Source organism: Reichenbachiella sp. (assembly GCF_039969095.1).
GTDB lineage: Bacteria > Bacteroidota > Bacteroidia > Cytophagales > Cyclobacteriaceae > Reichenbachiella.
This window is the reverse complement of the sequence record NZ_JBDVOL010000011.1, coordinates 498,734-523,649: the sequence shown is the minus strand read 5'-3', so window position 1 is coordinate 523,649 and position 24,916 is coordinate 498,734. Positions and strand designations below refer to the sequence as shown.

At 37.5% G+C, this 24,916-nt stretch carries 23 protein-coding genes; 15 read left to right on the top strand and 8 right to left on the bottom strand.

Annotated features, from left to right (window positions below):
- Nucleotides 1-60 precede the first annotated feature (60 nt).
- The 7 genes from ABJH98_RS10875 to ABJH98_RS10845 all read left to right on the top strand — a co-directional run bounded on the left by ABJH98_RS10875 (nucleotide 61) and on the right by ABJH98_RS10845 (nucleotide 9,618).
- Nucleotides 61-2,511, top strand: coding sequence for a TonB-dependent receptor (locus tag ABJH98_RS10875; protein ID WP_348307698.1), 2,451 nt, complete (start codon nucleotides 61-63; stop codon nucleotides 2,509-2,511).
- Between the two features lie 128 nt (nucleotides 2,512-2,639).
- Nucleotides 2,640-3,245: a hypothetical protein gene (locus ABJH98_RS10870; protein WP_348307697.1), complete on the top strand. Its 606-nt coding sequence runs from the start codon at nucleotides 2,640-2,642 to the stop codon at nucleotides 3,243-3,245.
- On the top strand, nucleotides 3,242-4,333 hold the full coding sequence (locus tag ABJH98_RS10865; protein WP_348307696.1) for a serine hydrolase: 1,092 nt from the start codon (nucleotides 3,242-3,244) through the stop codon (nucleotides 4,331-4,333). The genes ABJH98_RS10870 and ABJH98_RS10865 overlap by 4 nt, the downstream gene beginning before the upstream one ends.
- 65 nt (nucleotides 4,334-4,398) lie before the next feature.
- Nucleotides 4,399-4,980: an RNA polymerase sigma-70 factor gene (locus tag ABJH98_RS10860; protein ID WP_348307695.1), complete on the top strand. Its 582-nt coding sequence runs from the start codon at nucleotides 4,399-4,401 to the stop codon at nucleotides 4,978-4,980.
- A gap of 64 nt (nucleotides 4,981-5,044) precedes the next feature.
- Nucleotides 5,045-5,989, top strand: coding sequence for a FecR domain-containing protein (locus tag ABJH98_RS10855; RefSeq protein WP_348307694.1), 945 nt, complete (start codon nucleotides 5,045-5,047; stop codon nucleotides 5,987-5,989).
- Between the two features lie 171 nt (nucleotides 5,990-6,160).
- Complete coding sequence (locus ABJH98_RS10850; protein ID WP_348307693.1) at nucleotides 6,161-8,773, top strand: TonB-dependent receptor; 2,613 nt, start codon at nucleotides 6,161-6,163, stop codon at nucleotides 8,771-8,773.
- Nucleotides 8,770-9,618, top strand: a complete 849-nt coding sequence (locus tag ABJH98_RS10845) for a DUF4249 domain-containing protein (RefSeq protein WP_348307692.1) — start codon at nucleotides 8,770-8,772, stop codon at nucleotides 9,616-9,618. The genes ABJH98_RS10850 and ABJH98_RS10845 overlap by 4 nt, the downstream gene beginning before the upstream one ends.
- Nucleotides 9,619-9,620: 2 nt before the next feature.
- Here the strand turns inward: ABJH98_RS10845 and ABJH98_RS10840 are convergent, their stop codons facing one another.
- Nucleotides 9,621-9,935 carry a hypothetical protein gene (locus ABJH98_RS10840; RefSeq protein ID WP_348307691.1) on the bottom strand — a complete coding sequence of 105 codons (315 nt, stop codon included), beginning with the start codon at nucleotides 9,933-9,935 and terminating at the stop codon, nucleotides 9,621-9,623.
- 283 nt (nucleotides 9,936-10,218) lie between these two features.
- Between ABJH98_RS10840 and ABJH98_RS10835 the strand changes: the two genes are divergently transcribed.
- From ABJH98_RS10835 to trmB, 6 genes are all read left to right on the top strand, one after another.
- Nucleotides 10,219-11,532 (top strand): SPOR domain-containing protein, encoded by a 1,314-nt coding sequence (locus ABJH98_RS10835; RefSeq protein ID WP_348307690.1) that lies wholly within the window; start codon nucleotides 10,219-10,221, stop codon nucleotides 11,530-11,532.
- A gap of 95 nt (nucleotides 11,533-11,627) precedes the next feature.
- Complete coding sequence (locus ABJH98_RS10830) at nucleotides 11,628-12,299, top strand: MotA/TolQ/ExbB proton channel family protein (RefSeq protein ID WP_348307950.1); 672 nt, start codon at nucleotides 11,628-11,630, stop codon at nucleotides 12,297-12,299.
- Nucleotides 12,299-12,688, top strand: coding sequence for a biopolymer transporter ExbD (locus ABJH98_RS10825; RefSeq protein WP_348307689.1), 390 nt, complete (start codon nucleotides 12,299-12,301; stop codon nucleotides 12,686-12,688). Before ABJH98_RS10830 ends, ABJH98_RS10825 begins: the two co-directional genes overlap by 1 nt.
- Before the next feature lie 2 nt (nucleotides 12,689-12,690).
- Complete coding sequence (locus tag ABJH98_RS10820) at nucleotides 12,691-13,530, top strand: hypothetical protein (protein WP_348307688.1); 840 nt, start codon at nucleotides 12,691-12,693, stop codon at nucleotides 13,528-13,530.
- Nucleotide 13,531: 1 nt separating this feature from the next.
- Entirely contained in the window at nucleotides 13,532-14,761 is a 1,230-nt protein-coding gene (locus ABJH98_RS10815; protein WP_348307687.1) for a folylpolyglutamate synthase/dihydrofolate synthase family protein, read from the top strand.
- Nucleotides 14,762-15,424, top strand: coding sequence for a tRNA (guanosine(46)-N7)-methyltransferase TrmB (gene trmB / locus ABJH98_RS10810; RefSeq protein WP_348307686.1), 663 nt, complete (start codon nucleotides 14,762-14,764; stop codon nucleotides 15,422-15,424).
- On the opposite strand, the gene ABJH98_RS10805 is transcribed toward trmB, so the two are convergent.
- The 5 genes from ABJH98_RS10805 to trpS form a co-directional block, all read right to left on the bottom strand.
- Entirely contained in the window at nucleotides 15,425-16,333 is a 909-nt protein-coding gene (locus tag ABJH98_RS10805) for a hypothetical protein (protein ID WP_348307685.1), read from the bottom strand. It lies immediately after the preceding gene.
- Nucleotides 16,330-16,902 carry a sigma-70 family RNA polymerase sigma factor gene (locus ABJH98_RS10800; RefSeq protein ID WP_348307684.1) on the bottom strand — a complete coding sequence of 191 codons (573 nt, stop codon included), beginning with the start codon at nucleotides 16,900-16,902 and terminating at the stop codon, nucleotides 16,330-16,332. The genes ABJH98_RS10805 and ABJH98_RS10800 overlap by 4 nt, the downstream gene beginning before the upstream one ends.
- A 136-nt stretch (nucleotides 16,903-17,038) precedes the next feature.
- Nucleotides 17,039-18,013 (bottom strand): calcium/sodium antiporter, encoded by a 975-nt coding sequence (locus ABJH98_RS10795; RefSeq protein ID WP_348307683.1) that lies wholly within the window; start codon nucleotides 18,011-18,013, stop codon nucleotides 17,039-17,041.
- Between the two features lie 241 nt (nucleotides 18,014-18,254).
- Nucleotides 18,255-19,985, bottom strand: a complete 1,731-nt coding sequence (locus tag ABJH98_RS10790; protein ID WP_348307682.1) for a phospho-sugar mutase — start codon at nucleotides 19,983-19,985, stop codon at nucleotides 18,255-18,257.
- A 5-nt stretch (nucleotides 19,986-19,990) separates the two neighbouring features.
- Nucleotides 19,991-20,959, bottom strand: coding sequence for a tryptophan--tRNA ligase (gene trpS / locus ABJH98_RS10785; protein ID WP_348307681.1), 969 nt, complete (start codon nucleotides 20,957-20,959; stop codon nucleotides 19,991-19,993).
- Between the two features lie 90 nt (nucleotides 20,960-21,049).
- On the opposite strand from trpS, the gene ABJH98_RS10780 reads away from it, so the two are divergent.
- The gene (locus ABJH98_RS10780; protein WP_348307680.1) at nucleotides 21,050-22,144 is read left to right on the top strand and encodes a DUF1573 domain-containing protein; all 1,095 of its coding nucleotides are present in this window, start codon (nucleotides 21,050-21,052) and stop codon (nucleotides 22,142-22,144) included.
- 56 nt (nucleotides 22,145-22,200) lie between these two features.
- Nucleotides 22,201-22,791, top strand: a complete 591-nt coding sequence (locus tag ABJH98_RS10775; RefSeq protein ID WP_348307679.1) for a tetratricopeptide repeat protein — start codon at nucleotides 22,201-22,203, stop codon at nucleotides 22,789-22,791.
- Nucleotides 22,792-22,801: 10 nt separating this feature from the next.
- On the opposite strand, the gene ABJH98_RS10770 is transcribed toward ABJH98_RS10775, so the two are convergent.
- Together ABJH98_RS10770 and ABJH98_RS10765 are read right to left on the bottom strand one after the other, a co-directional pair.
- Entirely contained in the window at nucleotides 22,802-23,878 is a 1,077-nt protein-coding gene (locus tag ABJH98_RS10770) for a DNA/RNA non-specific endonuclease (protein ID WP_348307678.1), read from the bottom strand.
- 4 nt (nucleotides 23,879-23,882) lie between these two features.
- Nucleotides 23,883-24,773, bottom strand: a complete 891-nt coding sequence (locus ABJH98_RS10765; protein ID WP_348307677.1) for a 3-hydroxybutyryl-CoA dehydrogenase — start codon at nucleotides 24,771-24,773, stop codon at nucleotides 23,883-23,885.
- Nucleotides 24,774-24,916 lie beyond the last annotated feature (143 nt).

Below are 24,916 nucleotides of genomic sequence, written 5' to 3'. Positions count from 1 at the left end.
TAAGTTTAAAGAATTAGCTGAAAAAGTAGGCTAATGCTGATACAACTAAAAAACAAAACAATGACTAGAACTTTTACGACAATGATCGTGGGCTTTCTTTTTGTTTGCTTTCAATCGGTAGGACAACATGCTATTACTGGCCGAGTAATGGATGGGGGTTCTGATGAACCGTTGATCGGAGCAAATGTGAGAATCACGGAAACCAATGAGGGAACCATCACTGCGGCAGATGGTACGTTTACCTTAGACAATATCGCAGATGGCGATTACAAAATTCTCATCTCCTATGTGGGATACAAAGATCAGAATATCAATGTAACCGTGAACGGTGGTGCACAAAATATTGGGTCTATTAGCCTGGATGAATCTTTATTCCTTAGCGATCAGGTAGTGATATCTGGTTCAAGAATGGCTGAAAAACTAACAGAATCACCAGCAACCATTGGTGTCATTACTTCGAAACAAATTGATGAATTACCTTCCTTTAATCCTGGAGAACTATTGGCTAGGGTAAAAGGAGTTGATTACATACGATCTGGAGTGGTCGGAACAGGTGTCAATATTCGAGGATTCAATAGTAATTTTAATTCTAAAAACCTTCAAGTAGCAGATGGGAGAATGGCCAATTTGATTGCGACAGGATTGCCACTAGGGCCATTGAATACGCAAATTAAAGAAGATATAGAAAGAGTGGAGGTCATCTTAGGCCCGAACTCTGCGCTATACGGCCCCAATGCACACAATGGTTTGGTACATATAATATCCAAAGATCCTAGAACTTCAGAGGGGACAACTGTTGCAGTAGGAGCCGGAAACCAGAAATTATTTTCCGTAAGAGCCAGACATGCTCAAGTGGTGAATGATAAGTTTAGCTTTAAGCTTACTGCAGAGCATACGCAAGGAGAAGAATTTGAATTTGCGGATTCCGTTTATATCGATCGTGATTTAGATGGTATCAAAGAGGGTTATGAGGAGTTTGAGCTAGATAATGATTTCAGTTTCAACAGAGTAGAAGGTGCTTTGTATTTTAGCCCCAATGCTGAGTCTGATATCATCCTATCGTCAGGTTATTCCAATAGTACCTACTTGGCACCTACTAACGTAGGAAGAAATCAAATAAAAGACTGGAATATTTTCTTTGCTCATTTGAGATATACCTCTGAGAATTGGTTCGCTCAGCTATATTTCACTAAAAGTACAACTGATAGTACCTATGCCATCGACGAAAGAACGAAACAATATTATAGAGGTATAGATTCTGGAATGACGCCAGCGGAAGCTGGAGGCGCTAATTCTTATGCGAGTGGTGCTGTATTTCAAGATGATTCAAAACGAATCAATGGTGAAGTGCAATACCACAATACCTTCGGAGATGTAGAAATAGCCACTGGTATTCAATATCAACAAGATATGGCTAACAGTAATAATACTTATTTACTTGACGATACAGATGATTTGAACATTTATCAAATCGGATGGTATGGTCAGGTGCAATACAAATTTGCTGATACTTGGAAAGCTGTAGCAGCATTCAGAGCTGACAACCATGAAATTTATGACTTCAACTTTGTACCGAAGGTAGGAATAGTGAAGACTGTGGGAAATGGTGCATGGAGGCTGACTTACGGACAAGGAATTGCAGCTCCAACTATTCTCAATATGTATGGGGACTTATTTAGTGGTTTGATCCTTGGAAATGCACAAGGATTTACATTGACTGATGGAACTAAAGTAGAAAAGCAGAAAGTGGAGAAAATCCAAACATTCGAAGTAGGCTACAAAGGACAGTTGCTTCCAAACAAACTATTCTTGGATGCTAATGCTTATTACAATATTTCTACAGACTTCTTGAGTCCTGTTACTGTAGTTGGTGTTGCAACAGAAAGAGGTGACGTACCAATGGATCAGGTCCAGTCAGGGTATTATGCGCCAGATGGTTCTATCGCATTAGGAGGATTGGTGGCTACTTATATCAATTTCGGAAAAGTGAATACTTATGGTGCTGACTTTGGAATTAGTTATTATTTCTCTGATAAGCTAAGTGCAGACTTGAACTATTCATACTTTGATTATTCAGTAGATGAGAATGATATGGAGAATGATTTCAATGGAGACGGTGAAGTAAACGATTTAGATATTTTGGTTAATGCGCCAAAGAATAAAATGAGTCTTGGATTGAATTATAGTTCAGATAAGTGGTTTGGAACTGTATTTATGAGATGGGTGCAGGCGTACAACTACTATTCAAGTTATCAGATTGCTTCAGAGACGAAACCAGGATGGACGTATAGAGGTACACCTATCGTTGAAAACGCAAGAAGTACAGACTCTTGGAACTATGGCCCGCTGGGTGGGTTTGTGAATGTAGATATTGGATTGGGATATAACATCACAGATTATATGACGCTTTCTGGTCAAGTAACTAACTTGTTTGATGCAGAAATAAGAGAATTTACGGCTTCCCCTTTCATTGGAAGACTGTATAGTGCAGAATTGAAATTTAAATTTTAGGTATTAAGATTGATTTTATCATGTAAAAGGACTTGTCGGAAGGCAAGTCCTTTTTTCATTTCAAATTTCCTTATATTTCGATAAGTAATTGATCAATTTCAATTGTTGCATAAGCATAAAACTCATTAATGAAAATCCATTCTCTCATACTACTCTTATCTGTTCTGTTAGGACTGACCTTTCAGTCCATAGCTCAATCAGACTCTTTGAAAATAGAAAAGAAAAAGAAGCCTTTGATGATTAGAGGTTATGTAGCAGGAGTCTATGAAAGTGCTCCGGTATCTACAGATCGAACTAATAGTTTTGGCGTGCAAGCTGCGGTGATTTTGAAGAAACACTTTCAGGTAGGGTTTTATGGATTAAACTTCTCAAGCAAGGAGTATAGGAGGCAGCTCATCTTCCCCAACACATTTCAAATGAATTATAAGCATGCAGGAATTTTAGTTGGATATCGGACTAGTTTGGAAAAAAATATCGAATTTAATCTTGTGTCAAAATACGGTTTTGGTGAAGTGAAGTGGGATCAGGTCGAGACAGGTTATCAATTTTTAGCTGATAAGTTTCGAATGTTTCATCTGCAAGCAAGTGCAGATTATTTGGTCACGAAGTTAATTGCGGTCAATGCTTTTATGGGTTACCGATGGATGCAGGATTTAGATATCACAGGTCTAACCAATGAAAGCTATACGGGACTATATTATGGGTTGGCGATAAAAGTGGGGGTTTTCAAATGATAAAAAACTTCACCATACTAACACTATTTTTAATATTTGTCTCTGGTTGTTTTTACAATGATCCAGTTCCATCTGATCAGAACGTTTGGCCAGTGGCCTTGCCATCCACATTTGAAATGGACGAAGAATTGTTACTTGAAATGGATTCAGTTATTTCCATAGATCCGAATAACGGTATATCCTCTGTAGTCATAATTAAGAATGGACATTTGGTGTATGAAAAATACTATCATGGGAGTGATCGTCGTACTTTATTTGAGTTAAGTGGTGTTAGTTCTTCGATAGTCAATGTGGCATTAGGCAGGGCCATAGATTTAGGATTGATCACTTCAGTGACTGATTCTATTTACAAATATTTACCAGAATACAATCAAATATTTGAAGATACTCCTCTGAAGAAGAATATCACATTCGAACATGTAATGACAATGAAGAGCGGTTTAAGCTGGAGTGAGTTTTCGGGTGGTTTTGATGACTTGCTGAGCGATAACGATAAAATCATTCAAAGTGAGGATTGGGTGGAGTATTTATTGTCAAGACCACTGGATGCATACCCTGGGTCTAGGTTCGCTTTCAATAGTGCCATTGCTATATTGATATCTAAGGTTATCGAAATTCAATATGAAGATAGTTTCTCAAACTTTTTAACTAAAGAAGCATTTCGAGATCTCAATATCGACCATGTGGGCATAGAAGTTTTAGGTGATAATGTGAACACGGCATGGGGAGTTTCGATGACTACACTCGATCTGGCAAAAATTGGATCTGTTTATTTAGAAAATGGAAACTGGTTTGGGAAACCATTCATTGATGAAACGTATGTAGAATCTTCCAAATCTATTCAGACGAATATTGATTACTCCAATGATTTTGGATGGATGTGGTGGCGTTATGCTGAGCAAAATATGTTCCTGTCTTTTTTAGCAGAAAATGACATTTTTTTTGCTGCTGGAACTAGCAATGAAAGAATGTATATAGTTCCTCATTTAGATTTAGTTGTGGCTATCACAGGTACGCAAGAAGGAGAGGGTTTTGCTCTGTCTGCACCCTACGTATTTAGGGGATACATCTTAGGCTCATTGAGATAGATTAGCAACTACTTGTAGGATTTAGTATTTCTGCTACATTTGCCCAAAATACCTGAACAATCTAAGTGCATATATCTGACGAAGACGAATTAATCAAACGCCTATCAAACCATGATAGAGCTGCTTTTGAGCAAATCTTTAGAACGTATTATTCTGACCTATGCAAGTTCTGCATGAAGTACGTACGAGATGAGCAGGTAGCGGAAGAAATTGTCCAGGAGGTTTTTATTAATATATGGGAGAGAAGAGCCAACCTTAAGATTACTTCTTCTATTAAATCCTATCTATTTACTGCCATTCGAAATAGATCTTTTAATTATCTAAAACTGCAATTACCTAAAGAACAGAAGAAAGTTGATCTGGATGGGCTTGGGTTCTTGGAAGAAGATAATAGAGAGCAAGAGCTGATTATGGATGAGCTGAAAGAATATGTCTACAGTGCCATAGAGTCCTTACCAAATAAATGTCGCATCATTTTTAATCTCAGCAGAAACGCTGGAATGACGTACAAAGAAATTGCCGAAGAGCTTGATATTTCAGTGAAAACCGTCGAAAATCAGATAGGATTGGCACTTAAAAAATTGAGGGAAAATCTAAACCCAATTTGGGATAAAATTATGTTGCTTCTTTTAATGAATATTTTTTAAATTTTTATGGGGGGAATAAATGATTTGTTTGACATATCATTGAACGACGACTAAAATGCAAGAATTGGAATTTAAAATATTGGTCTATTTGAAAGGTGAGCTCAATGAGAAGGAGCAACATCAGGTTGAGCAATGGGTAGCTCTGTCTGATGCAAACCAACAGGCCTTCAATGAGATTGAAAAGATTTATCATTCATCAGAACTGGATACTTCGACGATCAACCCCAATGTAGATCAAGCTTGGAATGCTGTGGTATCTGCAATCGACCAATCAAAGAGCGCTGGAAGTGTGATGTTGTACCGTGTGGCTGCCATGATTACTGTATTCATTGGCTTGGGAATCCTAGTTTTTCAATACCAAAATCAAAATGGTCAGCAAATAGCACGTACCTTGGATGATGAGATTAAAAAAATAGAATTGGCTGATGGTACGGTGGTATGGTTGAATGAAAATACAGTATTTACCTATCCAAAGGAGTTAGATGAAGAGGAAAGAGTGGTAGCACTTGAAGGACAAGCATATTTTGATGTTGCCAAGGATCCAAATAGACCATTCAGAATAGTAGGCAATCAAACGGCCGTTGAAGTTTTAGGAACTTCATTTGATTTCATTTCCAAGGACAATTTCGCAAACATCAATGTGACTAGCGGTCGCGTTTCTTTTGAATTGGTAGAAGATGAAGAGATCAAAGTGATACTTGAAAAAGGTAGTCAGGCAACTTTCAAATCGAATCAAATGGTGAAAAACGAGGAATTCAATGATAACGCATCCTCTTGGATGACTAAGGATTTTGTGTTTAAAAGTTCACCGCTATCTGTAGTAGTAGAAAAATTGAGTCAACATTTTGAAGTGAAGATCAAGGTAGATGACGCCATAAAAAATTGTTTAATTACCTCTTCTTTTGAGGACAAAGAACTCACTGAAATTCTTGATACGCTTGAAGCCATTGCCAATATTAAAAGTGAGCAAAAGGGCAAAACTATCAAATTGACAGGCCCAGGCTGTTAGAAAAATACTCGAAGTACAATGGACCAACCCGTCCCGATTATTATCGGGACGGGTTTTTTTATGCAATCTATTCTTCGATTTATCAGCAATGTCTACATTTGACGTAGAATTGCACTTATCTAATAGGATAGTTTGGACCACGTCGTTGTAAGAAAATATTTATTTCCCTTATTGGCATTACTGATTCTTTCAACAGAATTGAATGCCCAAGACCATATTCTTGATAGAAAAGTCATACTGTATAAGAAGAAATATAAGACCAAAGATTTACTAGAGCATCTACTTCCTGAGCAAGGAGTGAAAGTGGCCTATCATGATAATATCATCCCTCTCAAAAAGGAAATAACTTTTGACCAATCGAAGGAAACAGATGTTAGGGAGATATTGTCTAAGATTTGTAAAAATGAAAACCTCGATTTTGCCTATCTCAATGGACAATTAATGATCAGATACTATGATCGTCCAGAAAAGGAGTATAAATATTCAATTAGTGGTTTGGTAGAAGATGCATCCTCAGGAGAAGCATTGATCGGCGCCACAGTTTATGTGAAAAATATTGAAAGTGGATTGGCTACCAATGGCTATGGGTTTTATGCTTTTAACTTACCTAAGGGCAAGTATGACTTATTGGTTTCCTTTATCGGCTATCAAACCTTGACCTATTCTATTGAATTAAATAAAGATTTTCAATTCAATTTTCATTTGATTGAAAACTCTGTGGAGTTGGACAATGTAGTGATAGAAGACCAGGAATTATTTGATGTTAAAGCTCAAAATGTACTCTTGAGTTCGAATAAGTTGGATATGGATATGGCGAGCCAGATTCCTCATATCGCAGAAGTAGATGTGTTTCAGAGTTCACTCTTATTGCCAGGCATCTCAAATGTAGGAGAGGGTGTTTCTGGTGTCAATGTGAGGGGGAGTAATTCTGATGCTAATCTGGTAATGCTAGACGAAGCTGTGATTTATAATTCTAACCACTTTTTTGGATTAGTATCTGTATTTAATCCTGACGCAGTCAAAGATGTTGAAATATTGAAAGGAGATCTTCCAGCTAAATATGGTGGTAGAACTTCTTCAGTGATGCACATCAGACAAAAGGAGGGGAATGAAAATGAATTTCACCTCTCAGGAGGTTTGGGTTTGATCACAAGTAGAATCATGTTTGAAGGTCCCATAATGAAAGGCAATGCCAATTACCTTTTGTCAGCTAGAAGTACTTTTTGGGATTTGATTTTAAATAATACAAAAAATCCAACACTAGCCAATAGTCGCGTAAGTTTTCAAGATATTAATACAAAAGTCAAATTCAATTTGAACAGCAAAAACAAAATATATTTCTCAGGATATTTCGGTGCTGATGCTAACCAATTTGGGATTGATGCGCTACAAAAATGGGGCAACAGAGTGTTTAGTGTTCGGTGGAACAAGATTCATAGGTCAAAACATTTTATGAATTTAACAGCCTACTTTAGTCAGTATGAATACAGGGTGATTCAAGAAAGTGAATCTGCAGATTTTGTTGGGACCTCACGTGTGACTGATGTAGTTACCAAATTTGATATGACTTCATACTATAGTCCGAAGAACATATTTGAATATGGAGGAGAACTTATTGGCCATTTTATGAATCCTGGTGAACGAGTTCCTGGGGTAGGATCGTCAGAAAATCCTGTTAAAATTGAAGATGAATTAGGGATTGAACCTTCCGTTTATTTATCAAATGAAAGACACTTCGGTAATCTATCTGTTTCGCTCGGTGCTCGAATGTCAGGATTTATAAATACGGGAAGGTCAGATGTTTATTTGTATGAAGAAGGAGAGGTGAAATCCATGGAAACTAGGACAGACACAATCAGAGCTGGAGAAAAAAGTGCTAAAACCTATTATTATAACTTTTTGCCTAGGTTATCGATGAAATTTCAGCTTAATCCCAATATGGCCTTTAAAGTTGGGCATTTCGCCTCTGTCCAATACATGCATTTATTGTCCAATACCTTATCTCCAGCTTCATCAGATCTTTGGCAAATTCCCACCAAATACCTGCTTCCCACAACGCTTCATCAAACAACAATAGGTCTGTATCAATATGTTGAAAAATTCGATATGGATCTGTCGCTTGAGTTTTATTATAGAAAAATTCAAAATGTGGTAGACTACAAAAATGGGGCTGATTTGTTATTTAATGAATCTGTGGAGACCGAAATCCTAAATGGAAAGGAACGAGCATTTGGTATGGAGGTGTATTTGAAGAAAAAAATTGGAAAGTTGACAGGGTGGGTAGGATATACGCTATCAAGGTCTGAGAGGCAAGTGAATGGTGAGCATGAAGAAGAGAAAATAAATGGAGGCTCATTTTTTCCAACCAATTATGATCGTACACATGACATTGCGATTACTGGAATCTATCAATTGACGCCCTATCTTTCATTGTCTTCTAGTTTTGTTTATTACACGGGCAAACCATTTTCATTCCCTTCTTCAAAATATGAAATTGATGGATTGCAGGTTCCTCATTTTCCAAATAGAAATTTGGATAGACTTTCCGATTATCACCGATTGGATATAGCAGCAACACTTAATTTGAAAAGGACAAGAAAAAATGGGAAAGAAAGAAGAGCAGAAAGTAGCTGGGTTTTTTCTATCTATAACGTATACGCAAGAAGAAATGCGCAAGCCTACTATTTTCGTGAGAGTGAAGAACAACCAGGCGTATCAGTCGTAGAGAAGTTGTCAGTATTAGGTACAATGATTCCATCGGTCACATATAATTTTAGATTTTGATAAAATTCAAATTACATATCGTCCTAGTCATTTTGGGATTGTTGAACTTATCGTGTATTGATCCAATTGACCTAGATCTGGACTCTGGAAAGACTAATTTGGTGGTTTTTGGTTGGATCACTAATGAGAACATGGCTTATGAAATAAAACTTGCAAGAAGCAATGGCTATTCAGACCAATCTGGTTATCCTCCAATTACAGACGCCGAAGTATTTGTTACGGACCATTTAAACAATAGGCATAATTTCATAGAAAAAGAGAACAGCGGTATTTATCTATCTGATCCCGCTTTATTTGTGGGAATACCGGGAAATTTCTACCAATTGACTATAAATTATAATGATCAGGTTTATGTATCATCCATGGAAGAAATGCCTCAATTAGGTGCGGCAGAAGATGCTTTTATCAATTTTATATCTGATCCTGCAGAGTTTGAAATAGATGAGAATGATGAGAATTTTTTTGTGACTGCTTACATCGATGATGATTCTCTAACAGAAAATTATTACCGTTGGAAAGTTTTTGTGAATAATGAATTGAGGAACCTGCCTGAAGAATTGGTGCTTTTTGATGATAGATTTACGAATGGAAATAAGTTCAAATTTGACGCTGCTAATGTCCTTTTTACAGAATCAGATATTCTTTATTTCCAGCACATGTCTATGACTAAAGGAGCGTACGAATACTACAACGCTATCAAAGATCAAACCAGTCATTCAACCTTGAGCCCTAGAATACAACCTGGAATTATAATAGGTAATATGTCTAATCGAGATGATCCAAACGAACTAGTATTGGGATACTTTGGTGCTTCTGAAGTAACTACGATCCATGTTGATAATTGACATTAATCAAGTACTAAAACCTCATTTACGTAATTTAAAGCACTAAATCTAATCCTTAGCTTTCTGGATTGATTGCTATTATTGGTGCAATCCACGTCATAACTTAGAAATTTCTGCCCCCGTGTATATAATAATTTTTTAGTTGGGCTGCCCAAATAGTCAAGTACTTCTGTTTCACTCATTCCCATGAATTTGTCAAACTCATCCTCCATTTCTGCAATTACACTTGCCCTATATCCTTCACAAGCAGAAGTTTCTGATATCCACCGAGGAGAATCAAATGAATCAAAGCTAACCTTGTTTGATTGACAACTCATTAGAGCCAAAGCAAAAGTTAGAATCCAAATTTGCCTACTTAATTTTATGAACAGTGAGAAGTCAGTTCGAAGGTCCGTATGTCTGAATAGTTTGGTAGATAGAAATGATTTGAGAAGAATGAACATGTCAGATATATTGGATTAAAGTAATATTTTGAATGAATTATTGATAATTTTATAGGAAAATACAAAGGACACCATAAAGTTGTTATTTCAAAATAATTCTATACATTTAAGGTGTGATTTAATAATTTTATATTAATAATAAGGTAATTGCTTAGATATGGCCGACGATAAACTCAACGAAGGTTCGGAAGAAGAAAACAAGTCAAATCAGTCAGACGAGGATTTTGGTTTACCAGATTTGGAATTTGATGAATTGCAAGAATTAGATTTTAATTTGGATGACTCCGACGAAGAGGAAACCCAAAGCGAAGAAACAACACTTCCAGAGCCGGAAGGGATTGATATGAGCGTCTTAGATGAGATCGATGTCCCTGAATCTTCAGAAGAGAGTGCTGGCTTACAGCCTGGTGATCTTGATCCGCCAGAAGGATCAGTTCTCGATGAAGGTATCGAAGAGGTGGAGGATGTTCTGGATAGTGCACAGTTGATTTCGGATAGACTAGGCGATGATGATGAAGAAGATCCGCTGTCACCTGATTTCAGTGCCGATATTAATTACGATGACCTTGTTGGTGAAAGTAGCGATAGTGCTTCTGACAGTGATTCCTCATCAATTGAAGATTTGGGTCTGGATTTAGGTTCGGACGACAGCGAAGACAACGATGATTTGCTCGCAAATATCGACAGCCCTGATCAGTTGGCTGCTTTAGGTATATTGGATGAAGATGACGATTCTTCGGATACAGAGAGTGAATCTTCCAATGATGACGATTTTGGTGCTGATAGTGGAGGGTCTTCTCTATTTGCAGCAGATTCTTCTGACGATGATGATTCTATTTTCGCAACTGACAGCATGTCTTTTGAAGACGAAAAGCCAGATTTTGAAGAAGCTGAAACACCTTCATTACCTCCAAATTACAAACCATACTCTTATGAAGAGTCTTCAGGTGGATTTGCCAAGGTGATTATTATTGGTGTATTGATCATAACTATTATAGGTGGCGTATTCTACTTTTTTTCCTCGGGAGGAGAAAAAGAAATAGCGAAAAAGGAGGTACCGCGTAAGCGTGTGAATAAGCCTGCAGCTAAGAAGCCTGAACCTAAAGAAGAAGTAGTGGCTGCTGAAGAAAAATCGACTCCAGTAGAAAAGGTAGAAAAAGTAGAAAAGCCTGCTGTGACTAAACCAAAGCCTCAAGTCGCTTCTGCACAACCGGGTGAGATCATTAGGGTAACCGAACGAAGCTCAAGATCATATGTTATCATTGGCAGTTTTGTTGATGAAGATTTAGCCATGGATTATGCTACGAAACTAAGTGGTGAAGGTAGTGGAGTTAAAATTATCCATCCATATGGTAAGGCAAAGCGTTATAGAGTATCTATTGCTGACTTTTCAAGTTATGGAGATGCTGCTAGTCAGCTAGGAAGCTTCAAAGGACAATATGGAGATGAAGTTTGGGCGCTACAATATTGATAAGAAATAGAACGTTGTTTTAATTCTGTATTAAAAATATAAAAAGGTCATTTTGGCCTTTTTTTTGTTTATAGGAAATTATGCAAATACTTAATATGATTTTGGTTTCTCTTACTCAAGATATACCGGTAGGAGATGTCGTTAAGCAAGTCTCAGTTTTAGACTTGTTGTTTAAAGGTGGTTATATGATGGTGCCAATACTGTTGCTGTCTTTAGTAGGTATATATATATTCGTCGAAAGACTGCTTACCATAAAGGACGCTGCTAAAACGCCAGAAGCCTTTATTACAAACATCAAGCAAATGGTGCTTCAAGGTAATATTTCAGAAGCTGTTTCGCTTTGCCAATCTACGAGAACTCCGATTGCGAGAATGGTGGAGAAGGGTATTGCTCGAATTGGTAGCCCACTCAAGAATATTGAAGCTTCGATTGAGAATGTTGGTAAAATTGAAATATACAAATTGGAAAAAAACCTAGGCCTATTGGCTACGATATCTGGAGCTGCTCCTATGATTGGCTTTCTGGGTACTGTTACAGGTATGATTCAGGCATTTATTTCAATAGCTCAAGAAGAAGGGGCGGTAAGCCCTAAATTGCTCTCTAGTGGAATCTATGAGGCTATGATTACAACTGCTGCTGGTTTGTTTGTTGGTATTTTAACTTATTTGGCATACAATTATTTGGTGACTAGAATAGGTAAGCTTATCCACGGCATGGAATACACATCTATTGATTTTATTGATCTGTTACAAGAGCCTCAGAAATAATGAATTTACATTCAAAACAAAAAATACAAGCGTCATTTTCGATGTCTTCTATGACAGACGTGATTTTCCTGTTGTTGATATTTTTCATGCTGACGTCCTCTTTTATTACTCCATCAGGTTTGCCGGTAAACCTACCGACGAGTAAAAGTTCTAATATAGTCATGCAAAAAATCAGCGTGACGATTACACCAGATTTAAAATACTTCGTTAATGATACAGAGGTTTCTTTGAGCCGATTGGAAAGTACATTACAATCTGAATTAAAGGACAAGGAAGGTGTAGTAGTACTACACTGCGATAAATCTGTGCCAGTTGAGCATTTGGTGAATGTGGCTAGTATTGCTACTAAACTGAAAGCTAAAATATCTTTGGCTACAAAACCAGATTGATTTTGGACAAACAGGAAAAAAAGAATCGGACAATTAGCATGTATGTGTCCATAGGGATGCATGGATTGCTTTTTGTGCTCTTTTTCGTAATGCTGGCCTGGACCGAACCAGATCCTCCAATTCCAGAATATGGTATTGAATTCAATCTTGGAAATAGTATGGTTAGCGAAAATCAAAGCGAAGAGTCAGTTCGGGATGAGGTCATAGACGAGATAGAAGAAGTGTCTGAGGAAAATATCGAAGAATCAGAAACAATCGAACAATCTCAACAAACAGCAGCTGAGCAAGTAGAAGGACAAGACAGTGAAACCGTAGAAAGTGAAGCTGAAACTGCCGAATCTACTTCTGAAGACATCAATAGTCCGGATGTGGTAGAAGAAACTGTATCAGCTGAAAAAGTAAAAACTCAGGAAGTAAAAGAAACTGATACAGGAAGTGATGCTCAAACTGTAGATTCTACAGAAAAGACTGAAGAGAAGGAGGAGGAAAAGAAAAAAGTAGAAGCACCAAAGATCGATGACCGTGCCATATTCAAAAAAACTGATAATGGATCAGGTAGCGGTAATAAAGGATCCAGTTTAGATTTGGCCGGTTGGGATTGGGATTTTAGACCTCAACCAGATGATAAATCTGCTGAAAATGGAATCATCGTGTTTCAAATTGTTATAGATGGAGAAGGGGAAATTATTGGCATCAAGACTATTGAAAAAACAGTCTCGCCTGTCGTTGAAAAAGTCTACAGAGACGCAGTTATGGAATTAACATTCAGCAAAACTGCTGATAATAGAGTAGCAGCTTCTACTTCTACTGGGAAAATTACCTTTATTATCCAATCCAAGTAAGATGATGAATTATCAAGAAGTCCTTGACTTCTTATACACGCAATTGCCCATGTATCAACGGGTGGGCAAAGTAGCTTTCAAAAAGGATTTGACGAACACTTTGCGATTATCTGAAAGCCTTGGTCATCCTCATGAAAAATTCAAAAGCATTCACGTAGCGGGCACTAATGGCAAAGGTTCTACCTCTCATATGATTGCTTCAGTGCTTCAGTCTGCAGGATTCAAAGTTGGACTTTATACTTCTCCGCATTTAAGATCATTCAGAGAACGAATTCGCGTAAATGGCGAAGAAGTGAAGGAGTCGTTTATTGCCGACTTTGTAAACCATAATAAGTTGATAATAGAGGAAATAGCACCTTCTTTTTTTGAGATCACTGTGGTGATGGCCTTTGAATATTTCTCTCAACATCAAGTTGATATTGCGGTAGTTGAGACTGGTTTGGGTGGGCGATTGGATTCCACCAATATCATTACACCTGAGTTGTCTGTGATCACGTCTATCAGTTTAGATCATCAGGATATGCTGGGCAATACATTGAAAGATATAGCCAAAGAGAAGGCAGGCATCATCAAGAAGGATGTACCAGTAGCTGTTGGAAAACTTCCAGATGAAGCACTTGAAGTAATCAGGCAAGTGGCAAAAAACAATCAATCTTTCCTCAGCGAACCTGGCAAAGAGTTGAATTTTGGAGGATGGAATTCTGATTTGTCTCCAGAAGTGCTGAAACTGAATTTAGAAACTGTATCTAGATCCATCGGTTTATTGAAGAAGCGTGGGATGAATATCTCGGAAGAAGATTTTAAGAATGGAATTGAGCAGGTGGTGCAAAGAACAGGTCTGAAAGGGCGATGGCAGAAGTTGAGATCTTCCCCTTTGACCATATGTGATGTAGGTCACAATGAGGAAGCGGTGGCTTGGCTTATGAGCCAAATAGGGAATATCAATTACAAAAATTTACATATAGTCTGGGGTTCAGTTTCTGATAAATCGGTTGAAAAGATATTCCCATTACTAATTAAGAATTGTGAGTATTACTTTTGCGCTGCGAATGTACCCAGAGCGATGAAAGTTGAGGTCTTGGAAAAATGGGCAGCTGAATTTGGATTGTCAGGAAATATTTACAACTCCGTTGATGATGCGTATAGAAAAGCATTGGGAAACGCTGATAAAGACGATTTGATTTTTATTGGAGGGAGCACATTTGTAGTAGCAGAATTAAAAGATTTATAAGTGGGAAGAAAAAAATTAGATCGTTTTCAGGACAATGCTGAGCGATACAATGTAGTTCAAGATGGCAAGTCAAATTTTGGAAATTTGATTGGGAAATGGCGATCCGAACATTTTAAGAATGATCAAAATTTGGTGGTCGAATTAGGATGTGGGAGAGGAGAATATACTGTAGGATTGGGTGAGAAAATACCAGATACCAATTTCGTAGGAGTTGATATAAAAGGTTCTCGGATTTGGGTAGGAAGTTCTTATGCCATTGAAAATGGCTTGAAGAATGTAGCTTTCTTGAGAACCCAAATTGAATTGCTAGACAAACATTTTGGTGAAAATGAAATTGATGAAATTTGGGTGACTTTCCCAGACCCAAGGCCTAAGGATAAGGACGAAAAAAGGAGGTTGACTGCACCCAGGCATATGGAAGTCTATAAGCAGTTGCTTAAAAATGATGGTTGGGTGAAATTCAAAACAGACAACACTTTTTTGTTTGATTATACTTTAGAATTGTTTCAGGAGGGAATAGTGAAAGTGAAGAACCTTGTACATACCCACGATCTTTATAATTCTGAATTTATGGATGAGCACTTTGGAGTGAAGACCAAATACGAAAAACTATTCTTTGAAAAAGGCGAAAGTATAAAATATATGAAATTCCAATTCGCTTGATTAACCTAATACCAAAGAGATGCTAGGGTAGGCTGTCTTTAGGTTGTCTGTAAAAATTACTTCAGGACCTATTTTTATATGCTTGTTGATATTTCTGAAGAGGGAAACTTTCACTGTTGTGTCTTGGTACAATTGACCATCAGGATTGAGTAAGTAGCCTGCTCGTGTGGTCCAGCCTTTATTGGTCTTTTTGTTGAGAGACGTGAAATCTAAATTCACAAATGTATGCGGATGCACCTTTTTATCGCCAGTTTCATCCGTCTTGAAATTGAATTGAGAAGATACTCCTAATTTGAAAATATCTCTTCTTTTTGCAGTATAGTTTTCTGCCAATTTAAAGTCAATACCGATTTCCGGAGTAATACTACCAGATCCAATATTAGCTTTTGCAAATACGGATACAAACGGATTAGTTAAAGGGTAAAGTGCTATGTTTTGTCTATCCTTCTTATCAAGTAGTAGAATTGTTTTTGGATTAGTTTTTATTGCTCTTTTTTCCACAGGCGTATGGAGTGTTGATTTTTGCTCTTGCGACTGAGGCTTAATTTCGGTAATTATGATTTCTGGCTTTATAGAAGTAGCAGCTATAAAGACTTCTTTTTTGTCAATGAAAGTATTATTTGTAGCTACTTCTGGTTCAGGTTGCGGATTGAAGCTCTCCCAAGTGAATAGGTCAACATTGGCCGCGACGAGTAATGAAAATGAGGCTGCCATGGCTAATCCCCAAGTCACAAATCGTTTATCCACATGGCCAAGTTTGTGAGCAATTTTTCTCCAAGTATCTGAAGCGTCAAAATTTTTCAAAGGAACATTTTCTACTACAGAAACAGCTTTTTTGCTCACTTGATCTGTTGTAGATTCCTTTAAATCTTTACTTATTCCGTTTTTATGATTTCCGTTAATTTTCATAGCGCACCTATTTGTGTTAATGATTTAGACAAGGAAGCTCTGGCTTTACTCAATTGAGACTTTGAAGTGTTTTCACTGATACTGAGCTTTTCTCCAATTTCTTTATGCGAGTAGCCTTCTATTACATACATATTGAATACCGTTCTGTATCCATTTGGAAGTTCTTGTATGACTTTGATTATGGTCTCTTCCATGAGTTGCGAATCAATGGTAGCGGCTTCGGTTGAAAGGTGATGAATTTTTTCAATTTCAACCTGATCCATTTTTCTCTTCCTCAGAAGCATCAAAGATTCATTTACCATAATCCTTTTAATCCATCCTTCTAAACTGCCTTTACCACGATATTCAAACGTGTCAATCTTCGAGTATACTTTCATGAATCCATCGATCATGGCATCTTCAGCTTCCATCTCATCATTCAAATATCTGACACAGGTTCGCATCATCTTGTTCGCGTACTTGTCGTACAACGCCTTCTGAGCCAATTCATCCTTGGCCTTACACAAGTCTGTCAGTTGACTGTCGTCCAAAATTTGATCTTGATTAGAGATGTATTCTTGGTTATTCAATGCTTGTTAATTAAAAAAGGTTGCTTTTGCAGAAATGCAAATGCAAAATATGGCATATACAAACATCGAGCCGTTAACGAGCCGTTAAAAGGTGTTAACAACTGTTAACTTCCAGCGAAAAAATTGGGAGTCTAAATTATAGACGATTCATATACAAGAAAACGCAATAAGCTACAAAGCCTACTAAGTAAAGAGCGCCTTCAGCTCGGTCAAGCTTATACTTTTGAAGTGTAAACATGAAGATGAACAGCATAAATGTTCCAATCATCACAATATACAAATCCAGATTGAGATCAACATCAAAGGCAATAGGAGCATTTAAAGTGGCAGTGGCACCTAGCACAAGTAGTAGATTGAAGATGTTGGAACCTACAATGTTGCCAACTGCTAAATCTGATTTTTTATGAAAAGCAGCTACTGCTGTAGTGGCTAATTCCGGCAAAGATGTACCAGCAGCCAATATGGTCAGGCCAATTACTTTTTGACTAATGGAGAAATGCTCAGCAATAATAATGGCATTGTCTACTATCACCTGACCACCTATGGCAAGTCCAGCAATACCAAACACAATCATTAAAGTAGTTTTTAAACTACCATACATTTCGATCTCATCCATATCACCTCCAAGATCTCCTGTGCGTTTCATATTTTGAAATACATAGGCTAGAAAGGCGATGAACATTCCCAGAAGGATGATTCCATCTGAAAAACTCATGGCATTTTCTTCAGCGCCAAATATTAATTGGTCATTGACTAAGATGAAAAGTACAATTGTTGCTAACAAGGAATAAGGTACCTCTTTCCAGAGCGCGTTTTTCTGAACAGTCAGGGGATAAATGACTGCCGCAATACCGAGAATCAAGAACATATTGAAAATGTTCGATCCGATTATGTTTCCAAATACAATATCGTCATTCTCACCTGAAGCACCTGATATAATGTTTACCACCAATTCAGGAGCAGATGTCCCCATGGCAACGACTGTTAAACCTATGGCTATGTCCGAAACATTATAACGCTTGGCAAGAGAAGAAGCTCCATTCACTAAAAAATCGGCTCCTTTGATAAGCATAACGAAACCGACAATGATGAGCAAAAAGGGCACTACCATATTTGAATTAATTTATGTTCAGGTGGTAAAAGTATTAGAATTGAAATATAAATATATTCAGATTATTTTAATCATCTTTTCGATGAATAAAGAAAGTATGAAAAACTTTCTTATTTATATCCAAATTTCAAGGCTAACATTCACTATTTCTTTGCAATATATTCAAAACATTTTTTTTCATGAATAATAGCAGGAAGTAAAATTGATTTTTATCTTAAATATCAGAAAATGAGCTTGTTGATTAACTTAAATTAAGTTCTTCTTTAATTTTTTCTATTTTATTAAAAAGACTTTTTTTCTCATCTTCAAAACTCCTGTCAGAATCAGAATCTGACCTTACACTCATGTAGAATTTTATCTTAGGTTCGGTGCCCGATGGACGCATAGAAATCTTAGAGCCATCTTTGGTGATAAACTGTAACACATTTGAGGCTGGGAAGTCGATTTTTTCAGTTTGACCAGTTAGTAAATTCTTTGAAGTGGAGTTTTGATAATCAATCAACCATTCAATTTCAGAATTGGCTAAAGACGTTGGTGAATTGGTTCTGAACTGGTGCATCATTTCTTGTATCTCTTCTGCTCCAGATTTTCCTTTTTTCGTTAAAGAAACAAGGTCCTCCTGGTACATTCCAAATTGAGAATACACTTCTTCTAACAAATCTCCAAGTGACTTGTCATTGTCTTTTGCCCAAGCAGTCATCTCAGCTATCATTACGCAGGACGCTATGGCATCTTTATCCCGAACAAAATCTCCAATCAAATAACCGTAACTTTCTTCTCCACCACCAATGAAGGTCTTTTGTCCTTCTAGTTTCTTGATCAAACCAGCGATGTGTTTAAAGCCAGTAAGTGTATCAAAACACTCCACACCGAAATGTGTGGCTATGTCCTTGATCAATTCGGTGGTGACCACAGTTTTCACGACATATTGATTGCCGTCAAGTTTGTTGTTTTCCTTCCATTTCAGGCATAGGTAGTATATCAGTAATGCACCTGTTTGATTTCCACTTAGTAATTCAAAGTCACCTGTTTCGGTTTTGATTGCGATGCCTACTCGATCCGCATCTGGGTCGGTGGCAAGTACTAAGTCTGCGCCTATCTGCTTTGCTTTATTCAAAGCGAGTGTCAATGCTTCTTCTTCTTCTGGGTTGGGGTAGACTACGGTTGGGAAGTTGCCATCTGGAGTTGCTTGCTCTTCTATTATGGTTACGTTGTTGAATCCAAACTGCTCTAACGCTCGAGGAACAAGTGTAATACCTGTCCCGTGAATAGGAGAGAATACGATAGATAAGTCCGATTGATTTTTTATGGCCTCTGGCGAAAGACTCAGCTTGGACATTTCTGCTAAATATTGATCGTCAATCTCTTTTCCTATGGATTGGATCAATGATTTATTTGCCGAAAAATTAATTTGATCAAAACTTGTAATCTTTCTTACCTCTTCTATGATTTTAGTGTCGTGAGGAGCTATGATTTGTGCGCCATCATCCCAATAAACTTTGTAGCCATTATACTCTTTGGGATTATGGGAGGCAGTTACGACAATTCCGCTCTTGCAATTCAATGCTCGGATAGCGAAAGACAATTCCGGCGTTGGTCGGAGTTCTTCGAATAGGTACACTTTGATTCCATTGGCTGACAATATATCTGCAACGATTTGTGCGAAGAAGTCACTATTATTTCGACTATCGTGAGCAATCGCAACAGATGCTTCCTCATTTGGGAATTGAAGATTGATGTAATTAGCTAGTCCCTGTGTGGCGCTGCCAACGGTATATTTGTTCATGCGGTTAGAACCTAACCCCATAACGCCACGAAGTCCACCTGTTCCAAATTCTAAATCTTTATAAAAAGAATCTACAAGCTCATTTTCATTTCCATTGGCAATCAACTCTTTTAAAGCAGCTTTATCCGCTTCGTCAATGTTGCTATTTAGCCAGGTATCGATGGTGGTTTTGATATTTTCTTCCATAATTTCTAGAATCCGATGGTGGTTTTAACTCTATTCATGACATCTCGAGCAATGGCTCTTGCTTTTTCTTCTCCTTCTTGAAGGCGTTCTTCTATGGCAGTTTCATTTTCCATGAAGTGATCAAATCTTTTTCTTTCTTCAGAAAAATGGCTCAGCATCAATTCGAACAAGGCCGTTTTTGCATGACCATAACCGTAATTGCCTCCTTCGTAATTCCCTCTCATTTCAGAAATCTGTTCTTTACTCGCAATTGTTTTAAAGATATTGAAAACGTTGCAAGTATCAGGATTTTTTGGTTCTTCCATCGGCGTGCTGTCCGTGATAATTGACATCACATTCTTTTTGAGTTTTTTTTCTGGTAAGAAAACATCAATAATGTTTCCATAGGACTTACTCATTTTTTGACCATCAGTACCAGGAATTGTCATGACTTGATCGTCAATTTTAGCTTCGGGAATTACAAAAACTTCTCCAAATTGATTGTTGAAGGTCTTTGCGATGTCTCGTGTCATCTCAATATGTTGTCGCTGATCTTTGCCTACGGGTACAATTTCGGCATCATACATGATAATGTCTGCTGCCATGAGCACAGGATAATCGAACAAACCTGCATTGACATCAGAAAGTCTGCCAGACTTGTCTTTGAAGGAATGTGCATTGGCTAGCATCGGGTAGGGTGTAACACAGTTTAAAAACCACGTCAATTCACAAACCTCAGGAATTTTTGATTGTCTATAGAAAATTGATTTTGACGTATCTAATCCACAGGCAAGCCACGCAGCTGCTATAGATTTGATATTTTCTTTTCTGGTAGCAGGGTCTTTTATAGTAGTGAAAGAGTGTAAATCTGCAATAAAAAGTAAAGACTCTTGTTTCTCATTTTCGGTAAGTTGGATGGCTGGCTTGATTGCACCTAGCAAGTTGCCCAAATGTGGCCGTCCCGAACTCTGAATTCCTGTTAATACTCTTGCCATAGTAATTTTTTGCGCAAATTAATAAAATTATTTCCCTTTGTTACGTTAAGACATTATTGTTTATTTGCAATGAATAATTCATAAAGAACCATGTCAAAATTTAGTAAATCAGCTATTATCCTATTGTTTGTTTTTAGTTCAAGTCTCATTTCAGCTCAGGAAAAAGGTGTCCTTGAGTTTATTAATAATGACTTTGATTTTGGAGAAATAAAAGAAGAAGATGGACCTGCAGTTCATGAATTTGAATTTGAAAATAAGGGAACGGCACCATTAATAATTAGCCATGTAAAAGCTTCTTGTGGATGTACCACTCCTGGCTGGTCTAAGGAACCTGTATTGCCAGGGCAAAAGGGATTCGTGAAGGCACAATACAATCCAAGGAATCGACCAGGTACCTTTAGAAAATCACTTACAATTACTACTAATGGGGAACCATCTATTGTTCGAGCATATATTAAAGGCAAAGTGATTCCAAAGGTAAAGTCATTAGAAGAGCAAATGGCTGTGAAAATTGGAAAGACTAGGTTCAAGAGCCGATCAGTAAACATTGGCAAAATCTCCACAGAGAAAAAAGTAGAGAAGTCATTCGATATATATAACGATAGCGCCGATACACTACAATTGCTAGATAAATTTGATGCACCAGATTTCATCAAATTGACTTTTGATACGAATACTATGCTGCCGAAACAGGTAGTTAAAGCAATCATTAGCTATGATCCTGTGCATGACGACAATTTGGGGTATAACAATCACGGCATTACTATCTATACTAATGAAGAAAATGCTGAAGCAAAGAAAATAAATGTGCTAGCTACTGTTTCTGAGTATTTTCCACCTATGTCTGACGAGGAGAAAGCCAAAGCACCAAAATTGGCGATTACAGATCGACTTCAAGATTTGGGTAAATTAAATGAGGGTTCTAAAACAGTTGCTGAATTTCAAATTACAAATCATGGTCAGTCTCCACTAAACATTAGAAAGGTAAAGTCTAATTGTGGATGTTTCGTCGCAGAGTTATCAAAGGATACAATCAAGCCTGGTAAGTCAGTAACTTTAAAAGGTACTTTTGATAGTACAGATAGAAAGGGCAATCAAAATAAATCTATTACCATCTACTCCAATGATCCGGTGGATCCTGTGCAAGTGGTGTCCATAAAAGCTTCTATTATAGCTGCAAATTGATAGGAAATACTCACTTTATTTAAGTATTCGTTTTAAGTTTGCAGAAAATTTAGGTAATGAGATATTTGATGATCTGGGTGCTGGCATTGGCACTCGTTTCGTGTGAAAACGACGAAAGAACTAAAGGTGATACTTTGTATAGTGATGGGGAGTATGCTAAAGCGATAAAAGCCTATGACGAATATTTAAAATTGCACCCTTCTCACATCAAGTCTATTTATAATCGAGGAAGATCTTTTGAGGAATTGGGTAAATTTCAAAAAGCTTACGCAGATTTTGAAACAGTTTTAGATCTTGACAAGAAGAATACTTCTGCTATGCTAAGCCTGAGTAAGTTTTATTACCGAGACCACAATTTTGAAAAAGCTCAATACTATGGAGCAATGGCAGTAAAGGAAAATGTGAATTTACCTCAAGCCCATTTTTGGTTGGGTCGTGCACAGCATCAGTTGGGTGCGTTCTCTGAGGCACTTACTGCTTACAACAATGCCATTAATTTGGACAGGGAGTTGGGTGAGGCTTATCTCTATCGTGGAGCTATTAAAATGCAAGGCAATCGCAAAAAAGGAGCTTGCTCTGATTTTAAATCTGCAAAGGATTTTGGAGTGAAAGAAGCAGAAGCAGCGATGAAAAAGTATTGCAAATAATACTTTGAAACTATTTCCAAAGAGAATAATTATAGGTGCTTTCAATCTTATTTTCTAAAGGATCTGGAATACTTGGGAAGAAATCCAAACCAGTTGATTTTTCTATCTCATCGATACTCATTGCATAGGCGCTTAGATCTTTAGACGATTTTTTATTGTCAAGTATGAATCCAATTCCTTTAACTTCTTTTCCGTTTAGTTCGAGGATGACCTTGAAATATTGATCTGGAACCACGACTTTGTTTTTTCCAATTTTCTCGCCTTTACCTTTGTAGATAGGGCCCGTTACAACGTAGATTTCATTATTACTTCTTGCCCAGTCTCGAACACGCTCCTCAAGTTTTTTCCATATTCCGCGATTGAATTCTGCTTCTTGTGGACTCATGTTGCTCATGTAGAACGATTCACTCATTCCTTCTTTTGTCCAACCAAAATCTGCTGCCGGAGCCAAGTGACCTCTGTCATAGCCTGAACCTTTATAGTCGGCTAGAGCGGCAGATTTAGTTTTGACATCTGGGTCTTCTCTAAAATTGTCTGTTCGTTTGAATTTTGAGTTGTCAAGATTAATCTTTTTTAAAGTATACGCTACCCAGTCTGCCTGTTCTGTTTTTTCGTTGTATCGTAGAGTATAGTAGGCATGTTCTACTATTGCATCATTTTGTGTATATGCAGGCCATGTGAAATCGAAACTCGATGAGTAGTAATAATTATCATCTTCAGTGTATACCGGAAGATTTTTATTGGTTTTTACAGTTTCGACTAGACCATTCTGAGCGTTGAGTTTGTTTTCTTCAAATTTTTCCCTTTTAGGCTCAACTGATTTTGACTGCGTTTTTGTAGTGCCCGAACTTGATGGCTGCGATTGATTTGCCTTCTTAACTGACGAAACAGTATCTGATGGCTTTTTTGCCGGAGTGGTAATCGTAGAAGTGATTTTGTCCAACTCCTTACTCCAATTTGGATCTTGTTTCACCCAGTATATACCAACCAAAACTAGGATAGCAACAATAAGAAAGATGGCAGAACCATTGACTCCAGTCCCTTTGCTATTGCTGCCTTTAGATTTTCCTTTTCGCGCTTTCGCCATTTACTTATTTCTGAAATTGTTTGGAAACTACCAGATCTTTAGATCCAGCTTCATATTTGTAAAAACCTTCTCCAGATTTAGCTCCAAGTACGCCAGCTTCTACCATATTTACCAATAGTGGGCAAGGAGCATATTTTGGATTGCCAAACCCGTCGTAAAGTACTTTCATTATTGACAAGCAAATATCGAGTCCGATAAAATCAGCCAGTTGCAAAGGACCCATAGGATGTGCCATTCCAAGTTTCATAACCGTATCAATTTCTTCCACTCCTGCAACCCCTTCATACAGGGTATAAATGGCCTCATTGATCATTGGCATTAAAATTCTATTGGCGACAAAACCTGGGTAGTCGTTTACTTCTACGGGTACTTTTGAGAGCTTCTTTGACAATTCCATGATAGTGTCGGTAGTCTCATCGCTTGTGCTATATCCACGAATAACTTCGACCAATTTCATGACAGGTACAGGATTCATGAAGTGCATACCGATCACCTTGCCTTTTCTGTTGGTGGCTGATCCTATTTTAGTAATTGAAATAGAAGAAGTATTTGAAGCCAGAATACAAGACGGCTTCGTATGCTCATCCATTTGCTCGAAAATGGAAAGTTTCAAGTCCATGTTTTCTGTGGCTGCTTCCACAACTAAGTCAGCATCCTTTACACCGTCTGATAGTTTCGTATAGGTTGTGATATTACCCAATGTTGAAGACTTATCAGCTTCAGTGATTTTTTCTTTTTTTATCAATCGGTCCAGGTTTTTCCCGATTGTGGCAATGGCACGATCAAGTGCTTCTTGAGAAATGTCAATGAGATTGACTGCATATCCTGTTTGAGCAAAAACATGCGCTATCCCGTTGCCCATGGTGCCTGATCCGATGACTGAAATATTCTTCACTTTGATTGTATTTGGGTTTGTATTGTTTGCTTAATGAGTCACAAAAATGTCATTAATTGCGCAGGGTTCAAAATGATTCGGATCAAGAAATCTTTTTTATTGGAACAAAAAAAATGAACCGCCTAATAGACGGTTCATTTCAT

Excerpts from the sequence above, each read along its gene's own strand:
- ABJH98_RS10780 (WP_348307680.1), top strand. The coding sequence starts at position 21,050 with ATGTCAAAATTTAGTAAATCAGCTATTATCCTATTGTTTGTTTTTAGT.
- ABJH98_RS10775 (WP_348307679.1), top strand. The coding sequence starts at position 22,201 with ATGAGATATTTGATGATCTGGGTGCTGGCATTGGCACTCGTTTCGTGT.
- ABJH98_RS10790 (WP_348307682.1), bottom strand. The coding sequence starts at position 19,985 with ATGGAAGAAAATATCAAAACCACCATCGATACCTGGCTAAATAGCAAC.
- ABJH98_RS10805 (WP_348307685.1), bottom strand. The coding sequence starts at position 16,333 with ATGAAAATTAACGGAAATCATAAAAACGGAATAAGTAAAGATTTAAAG.
- trpS (WP_348307681.1), bottom strand. The coding sequence starts at position 20,959 with ATGGCAAGAGTATTAACAGGAATTCAGAGTTCGGGACGGCCACATTTG.
- ABJH98_RS10770 (WP_348307678.1), bottom strand. The coding sequence starts at position 23,878 with ATGGCGAAAGCGCGAAAAGGAAAATCTAAAGGCAGCAATAGCAAAGGG.
- ABJH98_RS10795 (WP_348307683.1), bottom strand. The coding sequence starts at position 18,013 with ATGGTAGTGCCCTTTTTGCTCATCATTGTCGGTTTCGTTATGCTTATC.
- ABJH98_RS10815 (WP_348307687.1), top strand. The coding sequence starts at position 13,532 with ATGATGAATTATCAAGAAGTCCTTGACTTCTTATACACGCAATTGCCC.
- ABJH98_RS10825 (WP_348307689.1), top strand. The coding sequence starts at position 12,299 with ATGAATTTACATTCAAAACAAAAAATACAAGCGTCATTTTCGATGTCT.
- ABJH98_RS10840 (WP_348307691.1), bottom strand. The coding sequence starts at position 9,935 with ATGAGTTGTCAATCAAACAAGGTTAGCTTTGATTCATTTGATTCTCCT.
- ABJH98_RS10830 (WP_348307950.1), top strand. The coding sequence starts at position 11,628 with ATGATTTTGGTTTCTCTTACTCAAGATATACCGGTAGGAGATGTCGTT.
- ABJH98_RS10865 (WP_348307696.1), top strand. The coding sequence starts at position 3,242 with ATGATAAAAAACTTCACCATACTAACACTATTTTTAATATTTGTCTCT.
- ABJH98_RS10870 (WP_348307697.1), top strand. The coding sequence starts at position 2,640 with ATGAAAATCCATTCTCTCATACTACTCTTATCTGTTCTGTTAGGACTG.
- ABJH98_RS10875 (WP_348307698.1), top strand. The coding sequence starts at position 61 with ATGACTAGAACTTTTACGACAATGATCGTGGGCTTTCTTTTTGTTTGC.
- ABJH98_RS10835 (WP_348307690.1), top strand. The coding sequence starts at position 10,219 with ATGGCCGACGATAAACTCAACGAAGGTTCGGAAGAAGAAAACAAGTCA.